The following is a 26,981-nucleotide window of genomic DNA, read 5'->3' as shown; positions in this document are numbered from 1 at the left end:
TTCATTCCCATTTCATACATAAGGTTTAGTATAATGAGACTAACTCGGTTCATTTGGAGGTTTGTTTACATTGTTTATTGAAGGAACGGTTGTTGATTATAGACCAGGAATCGATGCAGAGCGACTTGTATGGGACCATGTGAAATCATTATTCTCAAAGCGGGACAGCTTCGGTTTCCTTCATTTTCCCATGTTCAAGAAAAATCACTCGGAAAAACGGGAGATTGATATATTACTATTGGATCGCGAGTTTGGTGCGACCGTTATCGAGGTAAAAGGGATCACCATCGACAATATCGTGGGAATCCAAGGCCATAAATGGCTATATGAAGATTTTTATACAAAGCAGGGAGAACCATACAATCAGGCGATGCAGCAGCTTAATATGCTTTGCGATGATATTGAAAAGAAAGCATTGTTATATCGTTCATTCACTAAGCGGGCGGTCGTGGCGCTTCCTTATATTACAAGCACTCAGTGGAAGGAGAAAGGCTTCGATGAGCTCCTCACAAATCCACCCATCCTGTTCAAAGATGATTTCATTCAAGGGACATGGGTCCGAAAGCTTGATGGGATGGAAGTATATAAAGCCAGAAAGCCTTTAAATGACCACAAGTGGCTGTTACTCAAGAAGCATTTTTATATCAAAGAACATGAAGAGATGAATCTTGGGCAGAAACGCTCATATTCCCGGTTATATCTCTTCCATCACAAGCAAAATTTTTTAAGAGAAAAGGAAGCGATTGAAGCTTCAATGAGAGAAGGTGTCAAGATTTATCTTTTCACGACTTTTCCATTAGAGAAAGCTTGGTTGGATACATTTAAGAGCTTCCGGAAGGATTTCCAATTTCAGGTGTTTGTTACTGATAAATGGAAGGGACCTTTGGAGACTGTGGTGATGAAGGATGGGAAGGGCGATGTTGGATTCCTTAAGGATTTCCTTGCCCCTGCTTTCCCAGACTTTAACTATGGGCAGTTCACCGCAGCACACACACTTCCTTCAAATCACTTGATGATAACGGCAGGCGCGGGTACCGGGAAGACTTATGTGATGATCGACCGGATATTGTATTTAGTTGAAATGGCGGATATCACAATGAAGGACATCGTCATGATTACTTTCACCAATTCGTCCACAAATGAAATGAAGGAACGGCTACAAAAGAAATTGTTGACCATGTTCGAGCTGACAGGGAAAACAAAGTACCTTTTATTGGCTGAAGATGTGAAGAACATGCAAATCAGTACGATTCATTCCTTTTCAAAGACCATTTTGACTCAGCTGGCACATGAGTTGGGTTTTGGTCGCAACATGAAGCTGAGGAGCTTTATCAAAAAGAAAAAGGAAATCATCGAAAGATTGGCTGATGAATATTTCAAAATTCATCCTATCACTGACTTGATATCTCTTAAGTTTAATCATTATGAAGTTGTCAATTTGATGAACAACTTTTGGGATGAAATGGAGAAGAAGGGTTTGACGAAGGAAGAAATCCAGAAATTGGAGTGGGGGATGGCCATAGATGAAAGATATACGATCCTTCATAACCTTTTCAAATATGTATTTACTCGTTGTGAAACGATGCTGGAGATTGAGAAGAAGAAAGAAAATGCGATTGACATGGGCGACCTTATCCGCAAGTTGAAGCTTTTTACAAGAGACGGAGATAAAATGAAGCAGCTTGAAACTGAAAAGTATCTGTTTGTGGATGAATTCCAGGACAGCGATAATACCCAGATAGAGCTTGTTGCAAACCTTCAAATCCTTTTAGATTATAAGCTATTTGTGGTGGGAGATGTAAAACAATCCATATATCGCTTCAGGGGTGCGGATTATACCTCCTTTGAGCGGCTGAAAGAGTTTGCAAAGAAGAATAATCAATCTGGATTTGTTCCCATTTCCTTGAATCAGAATTATCGGACCACCAAGAGCCTGCTGAATGAATTGGATAAACTTTTCTTGGTATGGGGGCAAAAGAGATGGGGCAAGGGGGGAAATCTTCAAAGCCTTCTTCCTTATTCCCAGGAAGACCGCCTTATTGGCATGGACATTGATAGTGAAGATAATGAGTTCTGTACAATAGAATCGAAGGCAAAAGAACTTGAAGTGAATACAGTTCTTGAGATTCAAAATGCATTCCAACATGTCGAAAAATTATCGGAAAAGGAAAATAAAAAAATTGCCCTCATCGTCAGGACCAATAAACAAGCTTTGGAAGTCCTGAAATGGTGTGATAGAGCTAAATTAGGCACTGTACAAAATCTGGATGGGACATTCTTTAAGTCAGATGCCGTGCTGCACTTCAAGATGTTACTGGATGCTTTAATGTATCCACATGAGGCAACACATATGGTCAATGTCCTTCAGTCACCTTATTTCGGTTATTCAATCCCAGGCAAACTTTTGGTTCCTTTCAAAGGGGATGACGAGAAAATCATCAAATTCCTTCGGTCCCATCTCGAAGGGGATTTCGACTGTTACTTGGAAGACCTGCGTTTATTACCTGCAACAGCCGTCATCCAGAAGGTAATTTCAGAAAAAGGTCTTCTTCGAAATGTGGAAGGATTTTATAAGTCAAGCATCGACAATGAAAATACACTCAGGAATGCCATTAAGCAATATGAAAAGAATTTATTCCATCTCGTGAATCTCATACAACAACAATTCGATTCCATGAATGGGACGTTATGGAGGCTACATGAGTGGTTATCTTTGCAGATACGTGTGAATCGTACGGAAAATGAGCCAATGATCAAGACTGAAAGTGGGGCTGTTGAGATAACAACGGTACACCGTTCGAAGGGATTGGAATATCATACGGTGATTATTCCAAAGGTCGGCCACAAATTTACGAGCGATAGGACCACTTTTTACGTTCAGGATGAAAAGGAAATGGAAGGGCACCAACGAATGGTTGGTTGGTCAATCAAAGAACATACGGAAAATGATCGATATTCATCCTTGAATTCTTATGAGAAATTTGAAGTGGAACGTGAGGAAACACGTCTCCTATATGTGGCAATGACAAGGGCAAAGAAGCGCTTAATCCTCCTGATGCCGAAGAGGGTCCAGGATTTCACTTGGGGATTCCTACTAGATCAGGCAATAAAAGGAGCTCACAATGAAGATAAAAGTTTACACCTATGATGATCCTAAGAGATGGAGGCATCATTCTCAGTTTGAAAAAATAAATAAATCCATCCATATCTGCGCCACAAAAAATCTGGCTGATGGCATTGCGGATGCGTACAGGGACAAACAGAAGGGCGAGTTCCATTCCATTTTTACGATTCGTGAAGTCATCGACACATTATTGATTAAATGGAATAAGCCAGAGGAGCAATTAAAGCAGTATCTTGCACTTTCCAAAGTGATGGCTGAAAGTGAACCTACCAACCCTTTATTAAAGGAAGCCTTCAGGAATAATATAGCGGATACACTTGAAACTATCCGATTATTGACTTATATAGGGGTGATGCCCGAGGATTTATCCGGGCTTTGCCACACTGAGAAAGAAGAGTATTTCCAACAAATCTGGTCAGAGGCATATGAAGCGGATTTTTCCTATCGTTCAATCAGGAGGAAATTGCAGGATGGTTGGTCGATTGCCAATGTGAAGGCCAAACTTGTTGAATTATTGGAAGAGAAGAATAAGAAAAATAAATCGGATTACCGGCTTACCGAAGGACAAAGAATCGTCTTACATGGCTTTTACTTCATCACGCCTGAACAGCAGATGTTCTTGCAGGCGCTAGCAAAAGCGGGATTTGAAGTTGTATTTTTCAATTTTTATGATCAGCGATTTTCCGAGACCTTTGACTTTACAAGGGCTTTCATTTCAGAACAATTCAATTGGACCGATGAGTGGGCTATTGAAAGTAACCGTGATATCTTGAAGGAGACAATTGGAACTAACTTCCTATCGGCATTTGAAGGGGAAAAAGTCCAGAAGAAGAATCATGGGGGGAATATCATAAAATATGATTCATTTTTTGAGTTCCTTAATGAAGTGATTATACCTTCTTACCCCATTGGAAGGAAACAGGAAGACAAAGAGGATGTTCAAATAATTGCGACGAATGCCGACATGCTGAATGATATCCTTGTTCAGTATTACCCGGAAAGATTTGCAGAAAATCGGAATTTCCTTCAGTATCCGATAGGACAATTTATAAGCAAAATTCATGGGATGTTGGATGGGAAAAGGTTCATCCTTGATGAAGATATTCTGATGTCTACCTTTTCATCAGGCTGGCTTTTCAATCCTAATAATAAGAAAAACGCGAGGGACTTTACCTACATCCTGAAACAACTTTTGCCGTTCTTTTCGGGGTGCGAAAGTACACAAAGCTGGATGAAAAGGTTTGAAGAGCTGCTGGATCATTACGAGAATGTACTACCACATTTTGAGGAACCCGGGGATGATAGGATTGTAAAGAGTGTCCGGAGTCCATTCACCAAGATTGCACATTTCTCTTTTACAAAAAAACAAGTGGTAGAGGTCAAGTACTTCGCCGATCAGCTGATATTCATTGCTGAAGAGTTGTTTGAAGCGGGGACAGAAGAAACATCGATCTCCCGGCATTTTACCAAACTTCTCAATATCGTCCAAAACCGGAATCCCATAAAAAATTCCGTATTATTCGAGGATGAAATCGAGGTCATCAATGAATTGAATACCAAGTTGGAGACCATCAAAGATGATAACTTCTTCCTTTACGATGACATCGGCGAAGCAATCAACCTTTACTTAAGCGGGAAGCTTTCAAAGAAAGATAATACATTCATCAAGCCCTTCATCGAAGTAGATGGAGAAGCGTTCAAGAGGAAAGTGAAGTCCTTTTATTTGACAGGGTTGGATGAGAAGGGGCTGCCTCTAGACGAGTTCAGTACGCCTTGGCCGCTTCAGGAGGAGACGTTCGAAAAACTATCACTTCGTTATGAAGTGCTTGAATTGAATATCCTTCGGAACAAATCCATCAAGCAAATATCAAGATACTTACTATTCATCGCCTTGGAATTCCTTGATGGAGAAAATATGAAGCTTGAACTTTCATGGATGGAAAACTTTTTAGATCGAAAAGATTTACATCCGGCGATGTATGTCCATCAGCTTGGCATGAAGATATTGTCCTCCCAGCAGAATAGGGAGGGGAAACACGAGGAAATCCGTCCAAACCCTGTCAATTTCAAGGAAATACATTCAAGTCAAATAGAAGAGTCCCGTCGTGAACTTTCATTTTATGATTACTTAGTAGAATTCAATCAATGTCAACGGCGTTTCTACTATAGCTATATCACGAATGAATATCCTGTTTTTGCTGATGATTTCGTTCATCAATTTCTTTACACTGAGTTGATTCGAACCGTCAAACGAAGCACGACCCTGAAAAAAGATGAGATCATCCAATTGGTTGGAAATTTATTTCCCCAATGGACGCATTACAAGAAGGAATCTATTGCCCGGAAGTTCATCAACGGTGTCTCGTCTGTCGGTCATGATGATGTCAACGAAACTGTCAGCGTCAGTTCTTCAAGGAAAGTGGTACAATTTCCAGGGATGAGTTCTTATGAACGCAATCGGTTATTCCAAGAAACATTGGAAAAGAAGGAATCGTTACATGAAATGATGATTGAAAGTATTGAAAATGATTCGACAAACCCACCGGCATCACCAGGAAAGCATTGTAAGTTCTGTCCTCATCTTGATACATGTATGGATGCAAGACTGGCAATGGATAAGGGGTGAAAAGAAGGATGGATTCTATATGGAAGCAAGTCGCTGCCAATTGGAGAATGACGATTGATGATGCTCCTTCCGCTTCAATTGAGGACCTGACCGATGAAGCGCTGGAATTGATTGAGATAGAAGGGTTGATAGGTCAATCGCAGGATGATTTCGACGATGACGATGATGATGATGATGATGACTGGCCATAAAGCGATTGAAGATTGTGAGGTGTAAGGAATAAAAGGGGAGTTTGTTCACCTTTTATGTATTATGACAAATTCAGAACCGACTTTGACTAAAGAACAACAGGATATAGTGGATTATAAAGGGAATGAAGTATTGATAAGAGGTATTGCCGGAAGTGGAAAAACCCTCGTGATGTTGAAAAAAGCAAAGAAAACAGCTATGAAATACCCGGAAGATAAAGTTGTCATCTTCACATATGCCGGGGCCTTGAACAATTCAACCAAGCATATCATTGAAAAATATGCCCTTAAAAATCTGGAGGTCAAGACCTTCCATTCTTGGGCAATGGGAGCATTCACGCGGGCAATGAAAAAGAAATATTGGTTGGTGAAAGGGAAACATCAGGATAACTTCATCAAACAAGGGGTTGAAAAGGTGAAGTCCAACCGCTCTCATAGATTCGTTGATAATGGCGAATACTTTGATTTCTTGAAGGAAGAAATCCAATGGATAAAGGGAAAAGCGATTCAGACCATGGATGAATACCTGGATGTCAACCGTAGGGGGCGAGGTACAACCACACGTGTAACCATGGCTGACCGTGAAGTCATATTTGATATTTTCGAAGCCTATAACAAGGAAAAGGACTATCGGAATGACTTTGACGATGCTGCAGTGGCGTTGTTCCTAAATAAAGAAAAAATCTCGGATGGGGATAAATATGACCATATCTTTGTGGATGAGGCACAGGATCTTCAGCAGGTCCAATTACAGGTGCTGAAGAATATCGCACGGAGAACGTTCATTGTTGCTGCCGATAAAGGTCAGAAAATCTACAAGACCTCGTTCACCTGGAAGGAAATAGGGATAAATATCACTGGTGGACGCACGAAGGTCCTGAAGGAATCTTACCGTTCCACAAAACAGATCATCGAATTGGCAAATAGCCTTCAGCAAAATGACACTGTCATACATGATGAAGAATACGTAGCGCCGACATTGCCGACAAGGGAAGGGCCGATGCCTATCCTGTATAAATGTAAATCCGAAAGTGTCCAGGACGATGAAATCATCAAATCGATAAAAAAAATCCAGGCTAAAACGCCAGACTGTACGATAGGCATATTATATCGTAATGGAATTTCCTGGAGGAAAGATTCATCCAGGAACCGGATACTGAGAAAATTAGAGACAGCAGGGTACCGTCCTGAGGATATTAAAGAAGGTGGCAATCCACATACTCCCGGCATAAAGCTATGTACGTTCCACTCTGCCAAGGGGCTGGAATTTGATTTTGTATTCATTATCGATCTGGTTGAACCCACGAGTACACCTGACGAAGAAAAAGAAGAAAACTATTGGGAGATTGAGAGACGCTTATTATACGTTTCAATCACACGTGCTCGAGCACATCTTCAACTCTTCACTCATGGGGAGCCATTGCGCCTTTTAAAAGAGCTGGATACACAATTTAATAAAAGTATGAATCTGTATTAAGGTAAGAGCTGGAAATCCCAGCTCTTATTATTTTTACCCATAATCAGGTTCATTAGGTTGTTCTGCCTTATTCCCTTAGTTAATATTAAAATAAGTAAATAGGGGACTGATATGAATATACTTCTAGGATTGTTCAATTTTAAAATATACCTACAAATGGTGACCGTTTTTCTGATATAATATACTTTTGTAAACCTATAATAATTTTTATTTTTGAGATAAAAAAAGTTGATCTTTTGTTCAACTTTTATTATAATGAACCTAAGTAATAAAACCGAAAGGATGTTCGGTCATGATAAATGTAATAGAATTATTTGCGGGAGTAGGTGGATTCAGAATCGGTTTGGAAGCAGTAGGTGGTTTCGGTGTTGTATGGGGAAACCAGTGGGAGCCTTCCAAGAAGGTTCAGCATGCATTCGACTGTTATGCACGTCGGTTTGAGGGTCAAGGAATACACTCCAACGAGGATATCAGTACCGTTAATGCCCATACTTTCAAGGGTCATTCCATCGATATGATAGTTGGGGGATTCCCTTGTCAGGATTATTCCGTGGCGAGAAGTTTGAACGGTGAAAAGGGTCTTCAGGGTAAAAAGGGTGTCCTTTTTTGGGAAATCACCAGATTAATGAAGGAGACCAACCCTAAATATGTCTTGCTTGAAAATGTTGATAGATTACTGAAATCCCCTTCTAAACAACGTGGAAGGGACTTCTCGATTATGTTGGCAAGCCTGAGAGACCTAGGATATTCAGTAGAGTGGAGGATTATCAATGCTGCTGAATATGGAAAAGCACAAAGAAGAAGGAGGGTTTTCATCTTTGCCACCAAAAATGAAACTTCTTATGTTATCAATAGAAGAAATGTAGATGAGAGCAAAATGATTCATGAGGAGGGATTTTTTGCAAAAGCTTTCCCGGTAAAAGAGGGGATTTCTGAAAAGAAAAAACCTCAGTCATTCATCATGAAAAAGGATTTAGTTGAGATTTCCGACGACTTTTCGATGAATTATTATAATTCAGGCATTATGAGGGATGACCTAGTTTATACAGAAGAAGTTACACCTAAGGAAGAATCACCGGTTTCCTTGAGAGAAATTCTTCAGTCAGGTGTGGATGAAAGGTTCTATTTGTCAGAGGCGGCAATTGATAAATTTAAATATCTAAAAGGCCCTAAGAAAATAGAAAGAACTTCGGCTACAGGTCATAAGTATATATTTTCTGAAGGCGGCATGGCGTTCCCTGAACCTCTTGAAAGGCCAGGAAGGACCATGTTAACGAGCGAGGGCACTGTCAATCGAAGTACTCATGTTGTTGAAGATCCCGAGACAAACAGGTTGCGCTTCCTTACCCCAGTGGAATGTGAACGGCTGAATGGGTTTCCTGATGAGTGGACAGAAGGCATGACTGAACGGATGAGGTACTTCTGTATGGGTAATGCATTAGTAGTTGGTTTAATAGAACGAATGGGCAAAATAATTTTGGAAATTGAAAAAGAAAATATAGATGGAAATCAAGAAGAACTTGATTTGGTATATTCTGATACAGGTTTGAATGAATAAAAAACTCTCCAATAAAGGAGAGTTTTTATTTGTAAACAATTTTAAATCCTTCTATGAATATAGACATTTTGTGGACTCCCACTTTACAAATTCCTCACGTATTTGATGCTTCTATAGGTGTAAAATGTTCCAATTTCTTTTTTTCTTAAAAGTCTGTTGCCTTTTATCACATTCCTGATTTCTCATAAACTTGTTTGACCAGAATTACATTGAATATAAGAAATATATTTAAGAGAAAAACTACAAGAATGAACTTTTCTGGTTTAGTATTTTATTGATTACTTTAAAAGGTTATCAGATTTCAATAATTTTTAGATTTTAATTCATTCTTTGCTTTTTTCATAACTTTTTGTCTATCATATCCTCTAAATACATATGTTGTTGATCGTTTATCTCTTAAATGTATTTCTCCATACCCATCTTTTCCATTAAAACCTAATATGGTTATAAGGTGGGCTTCTTTATCTTTGATTAACCAGAACTCTTTTTTAATCATAGCATCTCCTTGTATAGTTAATATTTGTAATATGAGTTATATTCATACATATTTTATAATTATTATAATTCTTTATTGTATTTTAAAAAAGGAATAGTTTTTTGATTTCATTAGTAATGCGTGTAGGTGCAACGAAATTCCTTTTGTTAGATTTTTGAGTGTAGTTATTCCAGAGTCGATAATTTCCTTCTCACATTTTTTCCAAGGCACGTAACAAAAAATCAGATTTTTTTAGAATTAGATTCCACGTTTTCAGCTAGACTGATGTACAAACCAACATTTTTATTTGAGGTGGTCATGTTTTCATTTACTGGGATGACTAATACCATTCCAATTCTAAGGATGGCGATGCAGTGGAAGTGGAAATCGCCATGAACTTGAATGGGCCAATTGAAACGTTGAAGCTGGAGTTTATTAGGAGTACAGGTGAGTGAGCTAGGAGAACAAATGGAAACAAAGAGTTAATTACATTACAAGTGAATAATAATTATTACAATATTCATATCTAAACAAGAAAAAAGTTAAAACCTCATATTTTACCAACAAATCTCTCCTATAAAAGCAACACATCAGAAATTCAAAACTTAATAATATGTTATATACTCACATTAAAAGTACAACTTATTAATGGGATAAACTTCCATATTACTAGACAAGGAGGTTACATTTTGAAAGTATTAACGACTAGTTTCATAATTGGGTTCATATTGCTAGTAGGGTGCACCAACAATCCCCCTGCAAATGAAAAGCAATACACAATGGAAGAATCGGTTAAAAACGGAGACACGATTGTAGATGAAGAAAGAAAGGTAGTAAACCTGGATAACCTCTTACTATTTATCGACGAGGTAAATGAAAATAAAGCTGCCAAAGTGGTGGTAGCGAACTTTGCCAATCGTCAGGTGAGTCTCAATGAACTATCCTATGATGATAATGTGTTAATATACGTATTAAAGTCTGGAACAGGGGAAGAAAAAATGAGCACTGAATGTGGCAGTATTGAGGAAAGAAGCGGATCCATTTCTTTGCAGGAATGCAAAGGGGATACCCCTACCATTGGCCTCGTTCAAGTATCAGAGTATCAAATAAATAAAGCGAAAGCCTCGATGAAAAACTGAAGCATCCAAGACGGATGCTTTTTTTGCTGATATCAGAAGGGTTCTTCCTTCATGTAAGAGAATTATGAAGATAGTAATTGTTTCGGGAGGTTTCTATGGACATACAAGAAGGAAGAGTTGGCGAACAAATTAAGGAGCTTAGAAGACACTTTGGCTTATCACAGCAAGAGCTCTGCAAGAATATCTGTAGTCAATCGTTTATCAGCAGGGTTGAAAGTGGTGATATTTCCCCATCTGCCAACTTACTTTATCGGTTGTCTATGAGGCTTGGCATTGATATTAACTATTTCCTTGAGAGCGTGTATGTATCTCGCATGGATTATGTTCAAGAGGTTCTACATCAGTTAGGTGAAGCCCTTAAGATGAAAAACTATGAACAGATAAAAGAACTGGTGGAGTATGAGAAGGAGAATCCTCTCTTTAAGCAATTCAAGAATAAACAGACATTACTTTGGTATGAAGCCATTTATCTCTATAAAGTTCATCAGGATTATAAACAGGCCATGTCACTCTTGGATGAGGCACTTTCTATGAAAGAGACAACATCGAAGAGTTATTCAGAAAAGGAAATCGAAATGAGTCTGACAAAAGCCAATATTTTTACAGAAATAAAGGATGATCAAGAAGCCATCCGTCTCTTTGATGACATATTGATCTTTTTGAAACAGCTGCCGTTCATTCGTGATAAAGTCCTCTTAATCAAGGTGTACTACAATTATTCACGGGCCTAGTATTTAGATGGTCAGTTGGATTCCTCGTTGTACTTTATCAGAAAAGGTATCAATGAATGCAAGGAAAATAGAATCCTGTTTGGAATGGGGGAGTTATATTTTCAAATGGGGAAGATATATAGGGATCAAGTAAAACATGAGCGTTCCTTGTACTATTTTGAAAAAGCACTGATGGTGTCCCAGCTGGTAGAGGATGAATCCCTAATCCAGATGTCGGAGAATCAGATTGAGTTAATAAAAAGGAATTAAAGATTTAGTACTATATTTATTTATTTATTTGAGAGTTAAAGTGATTTTACGATTGATATAAAGTCCAAGTTGGAGACCCAATGTATCACAGGAGACTTTCAGGAGAGGAATATGGTTATTACACAAACCTGTCTTATCAAGACTATTCATATCAAACTCTCTACATACTGCCTGAAACTTAACCCCCTCCATATTGAACCATCACCCAAACACATTCAACGTTTTTTATGAGAGGGAGTTAGGGTATAAGATAAGTGCAAAGAATACAAACTTGATGTATTGGAAAAAGCACTGGCACAAGGCCAGGCAGATGTTGAACGTGTTTTAGATAACCATACATAATCCAAACAAGATTTCCGAACAGGAGGAACGGTAACCATTGAAAACGAAAACGGTACTTATCATTGGAGGCGGACTCGGCGGGGTGTCGGCTGCCATTACACTCGCTCAGGCGGGATACGATGTTTCCTTATATGAAAAAAACAATCACATTGGAGGAAAGTTGAACCGGCTTGAACAAGACGGCTTTGGTTTTGATCTTGGCCCATCCATTTTGACGATGCCGCAGATCTTTGAGAAATTGTATGCTGCCAGTGGAAAATCCATGAAGGATTATGTCCAGATTGAAAGGCTGGATCATCAATGGCGTTCCTTCTTTCCCGATGGAAATATCATAGACTTGTATGAAGATGTGAACGAAATGCGAGAGAAAAACGCCTCTCTCAGTGAAAAGGACATTCGTGAATATCAACGGCTGCTGGAGCATTCGAAGACCCATTACGATATGACGGATAAAACCTTATTTAAAGGTGCGGATACGGCAAGAGGAATCGTCAAGCAAGCGGGACTGTTCAATGTCTTGAAGAACATTGACCTGATGTCCACGGTGCATAAATCCCTTGATAAGCGGATCAGTCATGAGCAGTTTCGCGATATGCTCTCCTATTTTATCAAGTATGTGGGTTCGTCCCCTTACGATGCGCCGGCCGTGATGAACATGATGATCTATATGCAGCATGATCAGGGAGCATGGTATGTTCCCGGCGGTTTGCACAAGCTCGCGGATGCTCTTGTGAAGCTGGCGGAAGAAGTGGGGGTGACCTTCCATCTGGGACGGCAGATCGTCAAACTTGAAAAGAAGGATGGCGACATTACCGGAGCCGTGTTGGAAGACGGGACACGGGTGACGGCCGATCATTATGTGTCCAATATGGAAGTCATTCCGGTTTACGAGCGATTACTGGAGGAAGACAGCGATTATATTACTAAATTAAAAAAGAAATTCGAACCGGCCAGTTCCGGTCTCGTCATGCATCTGGGTGTGAAGAAGAGTTATCCGCAGCTCCGCCATCATAATTTCTTTTTCGCCGAAAATATGAAGGAGCAAATGGAATCGATCTTCCACCGCCATGAACTGCCGGACGACCCGGTCATTTATCTCGTCAATGTCAATAAGACCGATCCGACTCAGGCCCCTCGAGGACATGAAAATATCAAAGTGCTGCCTCATATTCCGTTTATCCGGGATGAGAATCCGTATACGCAAAAGGACTATGAACAATTCGCTGAGCGTGTCCTGATCAAGTTGGAGAAAATGGGCCTTGATGGCTTGCGTGACAACATTGTCACGAAGGATATGTGGACACCGGAAGATATCAGGCGTACGTATGGATCTGACCGCGGGGCGATTTATGGGACGGTGTCGGACAGTAAGAAGAATAAAGGCTTGAAGCATCCGAAACAGAGTGAACGCTACGACAATCTCTATTTTGTCGGTGGGACGGTGAACCCCGGCGGCGGAATGCCGATGGTTACCTTAAGCGGCCAGCTTGTAGGTAAGAAGATTATGGAGAGGGATTCTGGATAAAAAAGGGGTGATGTCATGATCGTATCACTGCCTGTCCATTGGATGATACTCATTGATGTGATGGCCTGGACGTTCTTTCATCTCTTCATTTCGGCTGTTTGCTTGAAACTGCCTTTGACCTGGTTTTTGAAAGACCATTTCTGGTTTCGGACGTTCTCTTTTGAACAGTCCGGAAAACTGTGGCAGTGTCTATTTCGGGTGAAAGCGTGGAAGGGTTTGATTCTGGATGGCACGATTTTTTTCAAAAAGGGATACAGCAAAAAGGGGTTGCATGGGACGAAGTCGAGGGACTTGATGATATTTGCCGCAGAAACGAAACGCGCGGAATTAACCCATTGGCTCTCCATTCTCCCGGCTCCCCTGTTCTTCATATGGAATCCAGTATCGGTAGGATGGGTGATGGTCCTGTATGCCGTTGTCTTTAACCTTCCGATTATTGTGGTTCAACGATATAATCGTGGGCGGATCTCGGCGATTACGTCAGGGGTTGGCAAGAAGTGAAGCAGACGATTGTAAGGAAAGGTGTGGGTGGCCCGATCTTGCTGTTATCAGGCAGGAACACCAGGATACAGGCAATCTGTACGATGATTCAACTACATAAAGTCTGAACGGGGATTGTCACGTTTGTGAGTTCTAGAGGAAGGAGGCAGGTGAAATGACAATTTCAGAAGTGATTAATCTCATCCTGGGTTTCCTGGGGATTATCATTGGCATGATCATGTTTTGGTCCTTGCCGGTTCCAGGTTTCATTTCAAAAAGTACGGCCGGCTTGCCGTTTCTGTCCATCATTATCCCTGCCAGAAATGAAGAAGGCAGGATCTCCCCGTTATTGCAGTCGTTGCAGGAGCAGCGATTCAAGGGATTCGAAGTTCTGTTGGTGGATGACGATTCATCGGATCGTACCGCGGCCATCGCAGAAAGCTACGGTGTAACGGTCCTACACAATATCGGGGCAGGGAAATCGTCTGCCTGCTGGCGGGGTGCTAAGGAGGCAAAAGGGACCTGGTTGCTGTTCCTGGATGCCGATACCAGATTCACCAGTATGGATGGATTACGTAATCTTCTCCATTACTATCAGGGAAAAGGAGCAAGGGGGATCCTCGCCTTGCAGCCCTATCACACCGTGGAGCGTGTGTATGAACATCTCTCCATTGTCTTTAACATTATTGTTGTGGTAGGTATGAATCTATTTACCGTCTGGGGCTCCCGGTTCAAAGCCGCCGGATCGTTCGGTCCATGTATTCTATGTAATCGAGACGATTACTTTTTATCCGGAGGGCATGAGAAAATCGAGGGTGCCATCATGGATGATCTGGCCCTGGGAGAGGCCTTTTTGGATCAGAACCTTCCTGTTCGCTGCCTGGGCGGCAGGGGGATCATTTCGTTCCGCATGTATCCGGAAGGGGTGGGGAGTCTGATCGAAGGCTGGTGCAAAAGCTTTGCCGTCGGTTCCAAATCCACTCATCCCGTTGTCATGTTGATGGTGATCCTCTGGATTACTGGAAGTTTAACGAGCGCGTCTGCATTGATCTCTTCGATTATGGAGGGAGAAACCGCCGCCATGATCGTCAACGGGGCACTGTATTTCCTCTACACCGTTCAAACGGCATGGTTTGCCCGCAGGGTCGGGGATTTCAGATGGGTGTATTTCCCTTTTTATCCGCTTTTCTTTTTGTTTTTCGCCGTGATTTTCCTTTATTCTTTCGTTCGGGTGAATGTTTTTCATTCTGTGAAGTGGAAGGGGCGTAAGATAAAGGTGTGAAGGGTTTAGATCTCCTTTTTTATCTAAATGGTTGGACCACTGGAATTGTCTCCTCACTTATCGAAAAACAAAATTGTAAACTAGAAAAAACGTGTTCCCACGCGTTTTTTTCTTATGCCCTAACCAATAATCCAAGTTCGAAGTCGATGGAAAAAAATGAATCCTGAGTCAAGTGGATACGCAATATTTCCCATCAAGCATCTAGCAACGTGTGAAAGTGCTCGAGGAGTGTGTGATTTTGGATATGTTTTCGCCGATCTGAGAAACTTGCTGCCGGGATAAGATAGAAAAGAGTTTCACACTGTGTTTGGGTGTGAGGCTTTTTTGGGCGATTCTTTTGCTTCCATTGACGAAGAAGGAAGCATGAGAACCGTCACTTTGCTTCCATGGTACAATATAAAAAATAATACAGTAGAGGTGTCCCATATCATGAACTGGAAGGTAAAGAGCTTTAATGAATTATCAACCCATGAGCTATACGAAATACTACAAGTAAGGACCGGGGTCTTTGTGGTGGAACAGGAATGTCCCTACCTGGAAGTCGATGGGAAGGATCTGCACGCCTTTCATCTTTATAAGGAAGAAAACGGTGAGGTGGTGGCCTATGCCAGGCTCTTACCTGCAGGTGTTTCATACAAGGAACCGTCCATTGGGAGAGTCCTTGTGAAGGAAGCCTATCGTGGTCAAGGGTTCGCAAGTGAATTAGTTAAAAGAGGGTTGGCTTTCATCCATGATGAGTGGGGGGAACAAACAGTGAAGATTCAGGCTCAGGAATATTTGCGAGAGTTCTATGGGTCATTTGGATTCAAGGCGATAACGGAGACCTATCTGGATGATGGGATCCCTCATATCGATATGATTTTGCAAAATCCTGCCGGTTAAAGACGTTCAAAAAAAGGTGCCTGCCCCCAATACGGTAAAACGTTATCGTACCTGGGGCAGGCACCTTTTTTTCAATGGCCAGAGAATCTATCGTATAGGAAGGGTTTTCACCTAGTGACATAGAAATAACAATAGATTCAACATTATACGGACCTTGAAAGGAAGAGGGAAATGGTAGAGATTAAGAGATTGAAAGAATGTACGTTAGATGAAGCGGTACAGGCTTGGAACACTGGGTTCGAGGGCTATTATTTCACTATGACGATGAATGCAGACGCGTTTACCACACGGTTGGTCAACGAGGGTTTGTCGACGGAGCATTCGATTGTCGCTTTTATGGACGGGGTGCCTGTAGGACTGGTGAAGAGTGGAATAAGGGAAGTGGATGGGAAGAAGGTCGCTTGGAACGGTGGAACCGGGGTTGCGTCTTCCTATAGAAGACATGGGATTGGAAAAGCGTTAATTGAACGATCATTGGAGATCTATCAGGAAGAGGGAGTAGACATCGCAACCCTTGAGGCCATTCAGGAAAATGAGAAAGCCATTGCTCTTTACGAACAATGCGGCTACAGCATCGTCGATCATCTTGAATATTTAGAGCTTAAAGGAAGTCTGTCTGCGTCTCCCATCACGACATCAACGGGTCTGTATACGTTGCAAAATCCTGTATATATTCATGAATTAGATCGATTATCCTTTTATCAAGGCATGAATCCATGGCAGACGCATTGGCAAAGTGCAAAAGGAAGTCAGGCATTGATGGCACTTGATGAGAATGGAAAAGCCATTGGATATGCGAATTATCGGAAGGCCTTTTCGAAAGAAGGAGACCATACTCATACCATTGTGTATCAGTGTGAAGCGGACCCGGAACAAAAGGATGCAGACTCCATTATCACGTCCATGCTGGCTGAGATTTTCGGTGATTTTTCAGAGGATATTACGAGGCTTGTCCCGAATTCACCTGTCAGTGCAACATCGTATGCCGTATATAAGGGCTTGGGGTTTCAAACCACTGTAAAGCAGGTATTTATGATGAAGGAATTGTTCTCCTGATGAAATAGGATCATTGAATCATTTTCAACAAAAAACCCAAATATATTTGTCGCGATTCCCAAAGGTGAATCCCCGTGCTTCCAACTAGGGGATTTTTGTTATGTTGACATAATTTTTTAATAATTTTTACTTTTACTAATAGTCTTGTTAGTTGATAGATAATATTCTAATATAGAATTGTAGGAAGATTTGTCGAAATTTGACAAAAAATACAAAATACTTCGGGGGTACTACATAATGATTTATTCAAATCCTAACACAGAAAATGCTTTAATTCACTTCAAAGAACAATATCAAAATTTCATCGGTGGAGAATGGGTTGCGCCGGTAAAAGGGAAATACCTTGATGTTATTTCTCCAGTGACAGGTAAGGTTTTTACAGCCGTTCCTCGTTCTTCAGCTGAAGATGTTGAGTTGGCACTTGATGCAGCACATGAAGCGAAATCTTCTTGGGGAAAAACATCTGTTGCTGAACGTGCCGTTATATTAAATAAAATCGCTGATCGTATTGAAGAGAACTTAGAAATGTTAGCGGTTGCAGAGACTTGGGATAACGGGAAAGCGGTCCGTGAAACGTTGAACGCAGACCTTCCATTGGTTGTCGATCATTTCCGCTATTTTGCTGGTGTCATTCGCGCTCAAGAAGGCGGAATCAGCGAAATCAACGAAGATACAGTAGCTTACCACTTCCATGAGCCATTAGGTGTTGTAGGTCAGATTATTCCTTGGAACTTCCCACTTCTGATGGCTACCTGGAAAATTGCCCCTGCTTTAGCAGCTGGAAACTGTATCGTGCTGAAACCGGCAGAGCAAACGCCTGCTTCTATCTGTATATTACTTGACCTTATTCAAGATCTACTTCCAAAAGGCATCTTAAATGTTGTTCATGGTACAGGATTGGAAGTTGGAAAGCCACTGGCTACTAATTCGCGTATTGCCAAAATCGCTTTCACCGGATCTACTGCAGTCGGGCGTTCAATTATGCAATATGCAACGGAAAACATCATTCCGGTAACACTAGAACTTGGAGGTAAATCGCCAAACATCTTCTTCTCAGATGTAATGGATGGGGACGATGAGTATCTGGATAAGGCGATCGAAGGCTTTGTGTTATTTGCTTTAAACCAAGGAGAAGTTTGCACTTGCCCTTCTCGTGCATTAATCCATGAATCCATCTATGACAAGTTCATGGAGCGTGCGATTGAACGCGTGAAGGCTATCAAAGTCGGCAATCCACTGGATACAGAGGTTATGATGGGTGCTCAGGCTTCTAAGCAACAATTGGATAAGATTCTTTCTTATATCGAAATCGGGCAAGACGAAGGTGCAGAACTGTTGATCGGTGGCCAACAGAACAAGTTAGAAGACGAACTGTCAGAAGGCTATTATGTTGAACCAACAGTATTCAAAGGGAATAATAAAATGCGTATCTTCCAAGAAGAAATCTTTGGACCGGTCCTATCTGTTACAACCTTCAAAGATTTTGACGAAGCAATGGAAATTGCAAATGACACGTTATACGGACTTGGTGCAGGCGTATGGTCCCGTAACGGAGAAACGGCTTACCGTGCTGGGCGTGCAATCGAAGCTGGCCGTGTATGGACAAACACATATCACCAATACCCGGCACATGCGGCGTTTGGTGGCTACAAACAATCAGGTATCGGCCGTGAAAACCATTTATCCATGCTGGGTCACTACCAACAGACTAAAAATATCCTAGTTGGATATAACAAAGGTTCAATGGGCTTTTTCTAAAATGAAAAAAGTCGTTGCGACAGAAGAAGCAAAGTCACTGATTAAGCAACTGCAAGAAGAATTTGGGGAAATTATTTTCCTGCATTCAGAAGGCTGTTGTGATGGCACTTCTCCGATTTGTATGACAGCTGATGGTTTTTCCCTTGGTAGCAGAGATGAAAAAATAGGAGATGTGTTGGACTCTCCCTATTATATGAATCTCTCTAACTCCAATTATTGGGAACACTTACAGATTGTCATTGATGTCATGGACGGAATCGGTAACTCCTTTTCATTAGAAAGCACGAAAAATCGATCATTTATTATCCGTGCTAAAAAAATGTAAGAAACAAAAAAGAGAGCCAATTGGCTCTCTTTTTTTGTATATAATCGGGATGGTCTATTTTATTGTCAAACATGCTTTGCGGTGCCAGTACTCATAAACGTTACCATGACTAGGAAAAAACCATGCATGGGGACGGTTCTGCTGCTTCGTCTTGATCGAAAAGGAAGCATGAGAACCATCCCCGCGCTTCCCTTAGCCTGCAGGGGGTCTGACCTCTTTTCTAGAAACCGTCTCAACGGAAATCCCCCGTTTCTTTCCTTTGATTCCAAATAGAACTCGTAAGAATGAAACCGGACGGATCACCAGATGATAGGTAAGTGCAATGACGGTAAATGAAACCCCTATTAGGAATACAGCTTTGACTGGAATGGACCAGCTAAGGTCTTTGAGGTGGTACCCAATAAGTACGATGACCGGCTGGTGCAGGATGTAAAATGGCAGGGAGGCTTCACTGCTATACTTGAGCACCCTGTTGGAAAAGGATAAATACTTGTTGGCCAGGAAATAAAAAGACAGAATCAGATTGAAACTGCTCATCACCATTAAGGATGTGAACAGAAAGGATCCCACTGAATTCTCTGGAGGCAAGCCATTCATGAACCACGCCGTATAGAGGATGGTGGACAACAGTCCCACCGTTAAATGAATTCGGAAGGTCCTGTGCAATACGTCAAGCAATTGGCTGCTGCTGAAAATATAGTAACCTGTAAGGAAAAATAAGAGATAAACGACGAGATCCCAACCACCCAGGTGTACAGTTTCCACGAACGCTGACGCAAGGATAATCAATATGGAAACAAACAGAAAGTGGAAGGCCGTGATTTTCTTACAAGTATCGGTTTTCACAAATACATATGATGTCAGTAGTGAGAACAATAGGAGAGCCAGCAGATACCATAAATGCAGACCGAAGAAAGCAAAGTTCCCCGTGCCTCCTATTTCTAAATAGAACCCATCAAAAGCGTGAGGGATGAAATCAAGGAATGAACCTGTGAATTGATGGTTACCCATACGCTCCATATAGACTTGTGGCGGAGCCAATATGAAAACACCGAATAAAAGAGGGATTCCAAGACGGATAAACCGTTCTTTCAGGTATGTACCTGCGCTTCTCTTCTGTAACGAATAGTAAGAGCTTATCCCGGAAATGACAAAAAAGATAGGCATCATCCAGCTTCCAAGCAGTAGTGAAAAGGCGAGGATGAAAGTTGAATCAACTTCGTTATTTTTCACATGCCACTCAAATGGATTGAAAAACATGGAACAGTGATACAAAAACACACAGAAAGTGGCGATGACTTTTATCCAATCCAAATCGTACCTACGTACATTTACTGGCTTATCCATTTGGGCTCTCCTCTTAACTACATTTTATAAGGTGAAATTCGGCGTTATAGGTCAAATTTCCTTCTGGGGAAAAAAGATTGTTCGAGCTTTAGGGCAGGTTAGTAGTCTGAAGATGGATATCTAAGAAATATTAAGGGGAAGGGTTGTCATGCAAACTCCTATAATTTCATATCCTTAGAAATAGAAAGGGGTTGTTCCATATGAGTAAAGGAATTATTCTGGTTTTGATCATCCTTATCCTATTAATTTGTTTCTACCTCATGAACAGGTTAAAACAACAGGCTGTTCAGGTGATTACATTAGAGAGGTTTCTTCAATTAACTAATCAGAATGTTGAAGGGGGATCGGAACAAATCAAGGATCATGTTGATGATCATGATGAGCAGCATGATGGAGGAAAAAGAAGGAGATGATGTAGGTGATTGAGGATCTGAATCTTAATCCCAATTTTCTACATATCAACCTATCATTCCATCATTTATAACAAAAACTCCAAAGATATTTGTCACGTTTCCCAAAGGGGAATAAGGATTCCTTAAAGAATTAGTACTGTAGCTATTTATTTGGTGGTTAAAGATCTCTCCAATAAAAAACTACAGAACTGAGTGAGGACTCCATGACAATAAATAAGAAGAAACGATTGTTGTATCTAAGTCACTTCTTTTTCATCTCAGGTTTTCTTGTCATGACTCTCGTAGCTTATTTTCTAGTTCAATCCATAAGGGAATCATTCTATCAAAATCGTTTTGAAAACCAGTATGAGTTTATCTCGCTGGAGGAAGACGGTGTGGTGGATCCTGTTCAAGTGTTCCATGGAGTGAAGGTGAATACGTTTGTGGAAAAAGAGAGTGGGAACATACTCTTTGAAGTGAAGGATGAACCGTTAGCAGAGCTAAAAGGCTTTAAAATTCCTGCTGATCCGGAGGGGATGGGTGATTTTGCAGAGGCTATTCAATACCAAAAGGTGGTAGAGAATGAGAAGGAGTTCTTCATCGTTGCCATGCAAACGACACCAAACGCAGAAGTGCTGAACGCAAAGCCAATAAAATACCGTACCTATCACATTAATGAAAACGGAGTGGTAAAGGAAAGTAATTTTACCATTGATACAAAGTCTAAGCTGGAAACCCAATGGATCAGAGGACTATTAGGAGAGAAACATGGATATTACACAAACCTTCCGTATCAAAAGGGTGGGGGGATATCGTTGGTTTTTCTTGCCTTTCTAGGGGGCATATTTTTTCTTGGGGGAGTCTGGCTCAGACGAAGAGTTATTCGTACGGAAAGAGAACAAGCAGCATAGTCATCATGACCTATCAGTTTAGATATAAATGAAACTGTATTGGTGATAAAAAGGCTACCCTTTTGTTAAGGGTAGCCTTAATTAGTTTGCTAACCATAGAAGTCGTGTCAGAACTATTGATATTAAAAAATAATCTGGTCTTTGTTTATTGGAGTCATACCCTTAACAATAAAGATTTGAACCCTTTCTCAACTCATAAATTAAGAACGACTCTCTTAATTTACCTATTATCTATACTCTTACATTCCGGACACTTATGTTTCCGACGGACCATATTCCTGATTCCAGCTTGCCAGGAATGCCCACAGCGACATGCCCACCAAACTACCATGTTCATACCGGGTGAGACTTTATGGGGACCCAGAGGTTCGTTTAGATGTTCATCCCAGAATGATGCAATCTTCGGATGAAGGGTCTCTAGGGAGTTTATCTCCTCTTTACATTGAGGGCAACTGGCTCTGCCTTCATTTCTATGATGAATTTTTGCTTTCCATTCATGACCATGTGTGCATTGCCAATAAACCATTTTACTAGATCCAGTTACAAATTGCTGTGGTGTGAATTCACCATTTTTAGTAGGGTGCCATTCAGCAGCAAGATCCGGTCTGAGTACTGCTAAGCAATTATCTCTGCTTACTTTTTTACCATTGCAATAGGGACATCCTACTCCTCCAGCACGGCTTCCAATCCTTGCTTTCCATTCATGTTTTTTTTCACAAATCCACCAAGCATCTTTCCCAGAACCGGGTGTAACATCGGTTGGCAGTAAACCATTATTCTTTGAAGGGTGCCATTGTTTTGCCAAGTCAGGCATGAGTACTTCGAGATTATTGTCTGCTCCTACACTAAAGCTATTGCAATAAGGGCAACCACGTCCAGCAGCACGATGTGAAACTCTGGTTTGCCATTCATGTCCATTTTCACACTTCCACCAAACACGTAACTGAGAACCTAATTTTATGGCTCTTGAATCAATATTTTCATTCTTCGTATCATGCCATTGAGAAGCCAGCACCTCATGTGAAGAGACACTTTTTTCTTCAATTTTCATTTTGTACATCTCAATGATTTTCAGTTCGTCACGTTCAACGTCAACGTCGAGAGTCATTAATTTAGTACCGATTTCCTGGGTCGTTAAAGTTGTTAGAGCTTTAAGACATAATTGGATGACAGATGTAAAAGGTTGTTTTAGGTCTCTGAAAATTTCTATATATTTTTTATGATAGGCCAGGCTGGGTAATCCCAATTCTCTAATTCGAATGATGACGATATTCTTAGAAATTAAATAATCATTTTTAAGCTGGTCAGATTCCACTCTATCCTTATGGTAATAGACACCGTCGTACTCTATCGCTATGCCGGCGATAGTGTCATTGAGTGGTGCATGTTTATTTGAAAGATAAAGATCGACACTTTCTTTGCTGTCAGGATTATAGGTGAATGCTCCGTCTATTTCGGTAAAAACCATTTTTAAATAATAAAATAATGCTTGCTCAGGAAAAGAAGTAGATTGATGTGAACAGTAGCTACACCCATTTCCTCTCTCTCGATAATACACAGGTGCTTCCCACGAATGTCCTTTTTCACAGAGCCACCACACTTTTTTTGATGAACAGGAGGTGACGTCGTAGGGAGTTAATTTCCCATTGTTAGTTGGATGCCATTGCTTTGCAAGGTCAGGACGTAAGAATGCCAGGTTATTATCATGGGATACTTTTTGGCCCGCACAATAAGGACATCCAGTTTCTTTTCTGGCACGATCATTAACGGACGCTATCCACTCATGGCCTTTCCAACACTTCCACCAAACTTTCCTTTCGGTACCTGATAGTACTTGAGAAGGAGTAAGCCCTTCATTATGATCATGGTGCCATTCTTTGACTAAATGAGGATGGGTGGAGGTAATACTATTCTCTTCGTTTGCTTTCCGTCTGTTACAGTAAGGACATCCTTGACCATCTTTTGTTCGGTGTCCAATTGTTTCCTCCCACTCATGTCCATTTTTGCAACTCCACCAAGCTCTGAGTTTTGAAGTGAATGGCATCACTTCCGTGGGGATAAGATCACCATTCTTAGTAGAGTGCCATTCATCGGCAACTTCAGGATAAAGGGCGGCTAAGTTATATTCGGGACTTGGTCTTTTTTTAAAGCAATAAGGACAGCCTTGTTGTTGACTTCGAACTCTAATGTTTTCCTCCCACTCATGTCCGTTTGAACATAACCACCAAACTACTTTATTGCTCAATGGAAGATAATCGGATGGCTTCTTTTTATTTTTAAGAGGATGCCAGTCTATGGAGATATATGGATATAATACCTCTAGATTATTCTTTTCGTCTGGTAATCTTCCCGAACAATATGGACATTTTGAGCCCTTTGATCGTACGTGAATGGGAGATTCCCACTCATGTCCCTTTGAGCATATCCACCAGGCTTTCTTATGGGAGCCTGGAGAAACCGTTTCCGGCTGTTTAGCATTCTTTTCAGGATGCCATTCTTTTGCTAACTGAGGGAACTTGCCTTTTAAACTATCTTCATATGTAACTTTCTTTCCAGCGCAGTATGGGCAGCCAGTGCCGTTTACTCTGTTAGATATTGCAGCCTCCCATTCGTGGGAAACGTCGCAAATCCACCAAGCTTTGTTTTTTAGGCGTATGTTTGATGGGTTAATCTCTCTATTTTTCTCGTGGTGCCACTGGTTCTTTAAAGCAGGATTTTTAGTGAAGATTTCTTCAAGGTTCATATCTTGTCACTCCAAGTTATATTATTCTTTCAGGCTTTCAAACTATATAGTCAATTTATCACAGAACTTTGAGGGAGGGTTTCTCCAAAATATGCCTTTTATGAGGTATTGTCCCTCGGTGTACTAATGGATTAGGTCTCTCTAATTAATTATGATACATACGGTCCCAGATAAAAAAACATTAGGGTTGAATAATTACTATTGGTTAAACTGCCTAAGAGCTATTAATATTTTTTGAGAATTTCCTCTCAAATGAATATTGTATAAAGAATTTGATTCTTATCCCTGTCACCCAAAACATTCCTAACTCAAAAGATAATTTAAAGGGAACAGGTAGGATTTCTTTTAGGCAGTCTGTTAAAAAGGTACTTATTGATTAAAGGCCATTCACACAAAAAAAAGAACAATCCCCCTGCTACATCCAGCAAGAAAAGTGTCCTTTTTCTGATAGAAAATCCACCTATTAGATATTATTCCGTACTCTAAATATGATTTAATTCCTCCGTTAAGCGCAGGAACTCTTCTTTATTCCGTTGACGTAATGATTGGTCAATGCCCTGTGTGATTTGCTCTTTTCGAAATGTAAGCAGAGCCTCGTCCAATATCATTTCTGCAAATAATGAATCCATGTGATTTACATCAGACTGTGGTGAGTTAAGCAAATTCTTCTTCATGAAATCAGCTCCTTGACCTTTTTTCTATTATACTAACCATTATAAGAATATTCAAACATTTTACACAAAAAGTTATATGATAATCAACCTTGAGTTAAACATTGGCTTAAAAGTTGTACTCTTCAATATATCAACAGAATACGATTGATAAGGGTTATTCCGAAGAACCCAAGTTTGATGAGGGATCCCTTATGTTTTTAGAAATGATGCAGGAACAGAAAAAACATACTGCAACAAATAGAAGACACAAGAGAAAATTCAACTGAAAATAAGTATAAAAATGAAATAGAGTAGTAGCTATAGAATAAGCACAAGCACGGTTCTCTTACTTCCTTGGAACCGTTCCTATGCTTATTGTTTGATTGTCACGCCGCCCTCATCACGTTACGCCAATCATAAAAGGAGAATGCGAGAGTTCGCATTCTCCTTTTATCCTAATGTATGAAACCCGTTTCATAGCAAGGGGAAATGATAAAAAAGGTTTTTGGGTGCGTCCCTCAACACGTTAAAGCTTTATCGTGACGAGGGACGCACCCCCTTTCTTATTCCCGCAAATACTCCTCATTACTCCAATCCATCACAAACATACACCCAGGAGAATGGGTAATCATAAACGGAACCTTCCCGTGTAGAGCAACCGCTTGAGGTGTGACCCCGCAAGCCCAGAACATAGGAGTCTCCCCGTCTTTAATCCCAACGAAGTCACCATAATCGGGCTTTGTTATATCCTTAATCCCAATTTCACTCGGATCGCCTATATGGACAGGAGCCCCGTGCATTTTTGGGAACAATGAAGTTATGTCCGTGGCCTTCTGTACCAGGTGATCAGGAATTGGTCTCATGGAAACCACCATCGGCCCCTCAAACACGCCTGCTTTTTCCGTCTGTATAGTTGTTGTATACATGGCGACATTCTTGTTTTCCTCAATATGGCGTAAAGGAATGTCGCCTTTGATCAGCTGGCTTTCAAACGTAAAGCTGCACCCGATTAGAAAGGTGACAAAATCGTCTCTCCAAACATCATCGATTTGATGTTTCTTTTCCACCAGTTGACCATGTTCATATACGTGATACAAAGGGATATCCCTTCGAATATCGGAGTCCTTCGCGTATTGAGATTCGAATTGACCTGCTTCGAGTACTTCGACAATTGGACAGGATTTTGGATTTCGCGTCGTAAACAGTAAAAAGTCAAAGGCATACTCTTTAGGAAGAACGACTAAATTGGTTTGAACATAATTTTGACATACACCAGAGGTATGGGTTTGGTGCTGACCGTTTCGAATGTTGGTTCTTAGATCTGACGGTAACAAGGTTTCAGGCTCCCTTCCATTGGTAACGTGATTTATTAAAAATGAATTGTACCCATTTTATCATAGTACATTGTGACAAGTTACCGACGTTCGTTTGTCATTAAAAGGGTTGCTGCGATCATGCAAATAATAGTTTGAAAGCTCTATTCTAAGAAAGTGTTGTTTTCTTTCATAATGTCTACTATTTATTGACCACATCTCTCTTGTAATATTGTTGTTTTCATTTTAATTTTAAAAAATTCAAGCTGAGAAAGTTGATTGGAGCGGAAGGTGCTCGACTCCTGCGGGAAATGCGTGAAAGTTGAGACCCCACAGGGCAAAGCCCGAGGAGGCTCAACTCGCGCCCCGCGGAAAGCGAGCATCCTGAAGCGGAAATCAACTACT

The 26,981-nt window shown here is 40.8% G+C and carries 21 protein-coding genes; 16 read left to right on the top strand and 5 right to left on the bottom strand.

The window, feature by feature from the left end; all coding sequences use genetic code 11:
• The first annotated feature begins 70 nt into the window (after positions 1-70).
• The 5 genes from IQI_RS18365 (at position 71) to dcm (ending at position 8,973) form a co-directional block, all read left to right on the top strand.
• On the top strand, positions 71-3,148 hold the full coding sequence (locus tag IQI_RS18365; protein WP_064094119.1) for a UvrD-helicase domain-containing protein: 3,078 nt from the start codon (positions 71-73) through the stop codon (positions 3,146-3,148).
• On the top strand, positions 3,123-5,750 hold the full coding sequence (locus IQI_RS18360; RefSeq protein ID WP_231893462.1) for a hypothetical protein: 2,628 nt from the start codon (positions 3,123-3,125) through the stop codon (positions 5,748-5,750). Before IQI_RS18365 ends, IQI_RS18360 begins: the two co-directional genes overlap by 26 nt.
• An 8-nt stretch (positions 5,751-5,758) precedes the next feature.
• Complete coding sequence (locus IQI_RS18355) at positions 5,759-5,941, top strand: hypothetical protein (RefSeq protein ID WP_064094118.1); 183 nt, start codon at positions 5,759-5,761, stop codon at positions 5,939-5,941.
• Between the two features lie 82 nt (positions 5,942-6,023).
• Complete coding sequence (locus IQI_RS18350; protein WP_231893461.1) at positions 6,024-7,415, top strand: 3'-5' exonuclease; 1,392 nt, start codon at positions 6,024-6,026, stop codon at positions 7,413-7,415.
• Between the two features lie 292 nt (positions 7,416-7,707).
• Positions 7,708-8,973 carry a DNA (cytosine-5-)-methyltransferase gene (dcm, locus tag IQI_RS18345; protein WP_064094116.1) on the top strand — a complete coding sequence of 422 codons (1,266 nt, stop codon included), beginning with the start codon at positions 7,708-7,710 and terminating at the stop codon, positions 8,971-8,973.
• A gap of 301 nt (positions 8,974-9,274) precedes the next feature.
• Here the strand turns inward: dcm and IQI_RS18340 are convergent, their stop codons facing one another.
• Positions 9,275-9,469: a hypothetical protein gene (locus tag IQI_RS18340; protein WP_064094115.1), complete on the bottom strand. Its 195-nt coding sequence runs from the start codon at positions 9,467-9,469 to the stop codon at positions 9,275-9,277.
• Between the two features lie 668 nt (positions 9,470-10,137).
• Between IQI_RS18340 and IQI_RS18335 the strand changes: the two genes are divergently transcribed.
• From IQI_RS18335 to IQI_RS18295, 9 genes are all read left to right on the top strand, one after another.
• Positions 10,138-10,587: a hypothetical protein gene (locus IQI_RS18335; protein ID WP_064094114.1), complete on the top strand. Its 450-nt coding sequence runs from the start codon at positions 10,138-10,140 to the stop codon at positions 10,585-10,587.
• A 95-nt stretch (positions 10,588-10,682) separates the two neighbouring features.
• Positions 10,683-11,318 carry a helix-turn-helix domain-containing protein gene (locus tag IQI_RS18330; protein ID WP_064094113.1) on the top strand — a complete coding sequence of 212 codons (636 nt, stop codon included), beginning with the start codon at positions 10,683-10,685 and terminating at the stop codon, positions 11,316-11,318.
• A gap of 628 nt (positions 11,319-11,946) precedes the next feature.
• Entirely contained in the window at positions 11,947-13,434 is a 1,488-nt protein-coding gene (locus IQI_RS18325) for a phytoene desaturase family protein (RefSeq protein ID WP_064094112.1), read from the top strand.
• Positions 13,435-13,449: 15 nt separating this feature from the next.
• Positions 13,450-13,935 (top strand): glycosyl-4,4'-diaponeurosporenoate acyltransferase CrtO family protein, encoded by a 486-nt coding sequence (locus IQI_RS18320; RefSeq protein WP_064094111.1) that lies wholly within the window; start codon positions 13,450-13,452, stop codon positions 13,933-13,935.
• A gap of 154 nt (positions 13,936-14,089) precedes the next feature.
• The gene (locus IQI_RS18315) at positions 14,090-15,196 is read left to right on the top strand and encodes a glycosyltransferase (protein ID WP_064094110.1); all 1,107 of its coding nucleotides are present in this window, start codon (positions 14,090-14,092) and stop codon (positions 15,194-15,196) included.
• Between the two features lie 429 nt (positions 15,197-15,625).
• Positions 15,626-16,078 carry a GNAT family N-acetyltransferase gene (locus tag IQI_RS18310; RefSeq protein ID WP_064094452.1) on the top strand — a complete coding sequence of 151 codons (453 nt, stop codon included), beginning with the start codon at positions 15,626-15,628 and terminating at the stop codon, positions 16,076-16,078.
• Positions 16,079-16,249: 171 nt separating this feature from the next.
• Positions 16,250-17,134, top strand: coding sequence for a GNAT family N-acetyltransferase (locus IQI_RS18305; protein WP_064094109.1), 885 nt, complete (start codon positions 16,250-16,252; stop codon positions 17,132-17,134).
• 237 nt (positions 17,135-17,371) lie between these two features.
• On the top strand, positions 17,372-18,892 hold the full coding sequence (exaC, locus tag IQI_RS18300) for an acetaldehyde dehydrogenase ExaC (protein WP_064094108.1): 1,521 nt from the start codon (positions 17,372-17,374) through the stop codon (positions 18,890-18,892).
• A 1-nt stretch (position 18,893) separates the two neighbouring features.
• Entirely contained in the window at positions 18,894-19,217 is a 324-nt protein-coding gene (locus IQI_RS18295) for a DUF779 domain-containing protein (RefSeq protein WP_064094107.1), read from the top strand.
• A gap of 192 nt (positions 19,218-19,409) precedes the next feature.
• On the opposite strand, the gene IQI_RS18290 is transcribed toward IQI_RS18295, so the two are convergent.
• Positions 19,410-20,564: an acyltransferase family protein gene (locus tag IQI_RS18290; RefSeq protein WP_064094106.1), complete on the bottom strand. Its 1,155-nt coding sequence runs from the start codon at positions 20,562-20,564 to the stop codon at positions 19,410-19,412.
• Between the two features lie 200 nt (positions 20,565-20,764).
• On the opposite strand from IQI_RS18290, the gene IQI_RS18285 reads away from it, so the two are divergent.
• Complete coding sequence (locus IQI_RS18285; protein WP_064094105.1) at positions 20,765-20,977, top strand: hypothetical protein; 213 nt, start codon at positions 20,765-20,767, stop codon at positions 20,975-20,977.
• A gap of 203 nt (positions 20,978-21,180) precedes the next feature.
• Positions 21,181-21,867 carry a hypothetical protein gene (locus IQI_RS18280; protein WP_156509948.1) on the top strand — a complete coding sequence of 229 codons (687 nt, stop codon included), beginning with the start codon at positions 21,181-21,183 and terminating at the stop codon, positions 21,865-21,867.
• A gap of 220 nt (positions 21,868-22,087) precedes the next feature.
• Here the strand turns inward: IQI_RS18280 and IQI_RS21095 are convergent, their stop codons facing one another.
• From IQI_RS21095 to IQI_RS18265, 3 genes are all read right to left on the bottom strand, one after another.
• Complete coding sequence (locus tag IQI_RS21095) at positions 22,088-24,610, bottom strand: zinc-ribbon domain-containing protein (RefSeq protein ID WP_064094103.1); 2,523 nt, start codon at positions 24,608-24,610, stop codon at positions 22,088-22,090.
• A gap of 482 nt (positions 24,611-25,092) precedes the next feature.
• Positions 25,093-25,284: an IDEAL domain-containing protein gene (locus tag IQI_RS18270; RefSeq protein ID WP_064094102.1), complete on the bottom strand. Its 192-nt coding sequence runs from the start codon at positions 25,282-25,284 to the stop codon at positions 25,093-25,095.
• A 542-nt stretch (positions 25,285-25,826) separates the two neighbouring features.
• The gene (locus tag IQI_RS18265) at positions 25,827-26,597 is read right to left on the bottom strand and encodes a putative hydro-lyase (RefSeq protein WP_064094101.1); all 771 of its coding nucleotides are present in this window, start codon (positions 26,595-26,597) and stop codon (positions 25,827-25,829) included.
• Between the last annotated feature and the right edge of the window lie 384 nt (positions 26,598-26,981).

The sequence above is a fragment of the Rossellomorea aquimaris TF-12 genome, assembly GCF_001648555.1.
GTDB lineage: Bacteria > Bacillota > Bacilli > Bacillales > Bacillaceae_B > Rossellomorea > Rossellomorea aquimaris.
Note: the sequence above shows the minus strand (reverse complement) of the source record. Positions and strands in the feature narration are given on the sequence as shown.

Coding starts and splice junctions, on each gene's coding strand:
- IQI_RS18360 (WP_231893462.1), top strand. CDS start 3,123: ATGAAGATAAAAGTTTACACCTATGATGATCCTAAGAGATGGAGGCAT.
- IQI_RS18295 (WP_064094107.1), top strand. CDS start 18,894: ATGAAAAAAGTCGTTGCGACAGAAGAAGCAAAGTCACTGATTAAGCAA.
- IQI_RS18315 (WP_064094110.1), top strand. CDS start 14,090: ATGACAATTTCAGAAGTGATTAATCTCATCCTGGGTTTCCTGGGGATT.
- IQI_RS18320 (WP_064094111.1), top strand. CDS start 13,450: ATGATCGTATCACTGCCTGTCCATTGGATGATACTCATTGATGTGATG.
- IQI_RS18330 (WP_064094113.1), top strand. CDS start 10,683: ATGGACATACAAGAAGGAAGAGTTGGCGAACAAATTAAGGAGCTTAGA.
- IQI_RS18280 (WP_156509948.1), top strand. CDS start 21,181: ATGACAATAAATAAGAAGAAACGATTGTTGTATCTAAGTCACTTCTTT.
- IQI_RS18305 (WP_064094109.1), top strand. CDS start 16,250: ATGGTAGAGATTAAGAGATTGAAAGAATGTACGTTAGATGAAGCGGTA.
- IQI_RS18355 (WP_064094118.1), top strand. CDS start 5,759: ATGGATTCTATATGGAAGCAAGTCGCTGCCAATTGGAGAATGACGATT.
- IQI_RS18340 (WP_064094115.1), bottom strand. CDS start 9,469: ATGATTAAAAAAGAGTTCTGGTTAATCAAAGATAAAGAAGCCCACCTT.
- IQI_RS18285 (WP_064094105.1), top strand. CDS start 20,765: ATGAGTAAAGGAATTATTCTGGTTTTGATCATCCTTATCCTATTAATT.
- IQI_RS18270 (WP_064094102.1), bottom strand. CDS start 25,284: ATGAAGAAGAATTTGCTTAACTCACCACAGTCTGATGTAAATCACATG.
- IQI_RS21095 (WP_064094103.1), bottom strand. CDS start 24,610: ATGAACCTTGAAGAAATCTTCACTAAAAATCCTGCTTTAAAGAACCAG.
- exaC (WP_064094108.1), top strand. CDS start 17,372: ATGATTTATTCAAATCCTAACACAGAAAATGCTTTAATTCACTTCAAA.
- IQI_RS18310 (WP_064094452.1), top strand. CDS start 15,626: ATGAACTGGAAGGTAAAGAGCTTTAATGAATTATCAACCCATGAGCTA.
- dcm (WP_064094116.1), top strand. CDS start 7,708: ATGATAAATGTAATAGAATTATTTGCGGGAGTAGGTGGATTCAGAATC.
- IQI_RS18290 (WP_064094106.1), bottom strand. CDS start 20,564: ATGGATAAGCCAGTAAATGTACGTAGGTACGATTTGGATTGGATAAAA.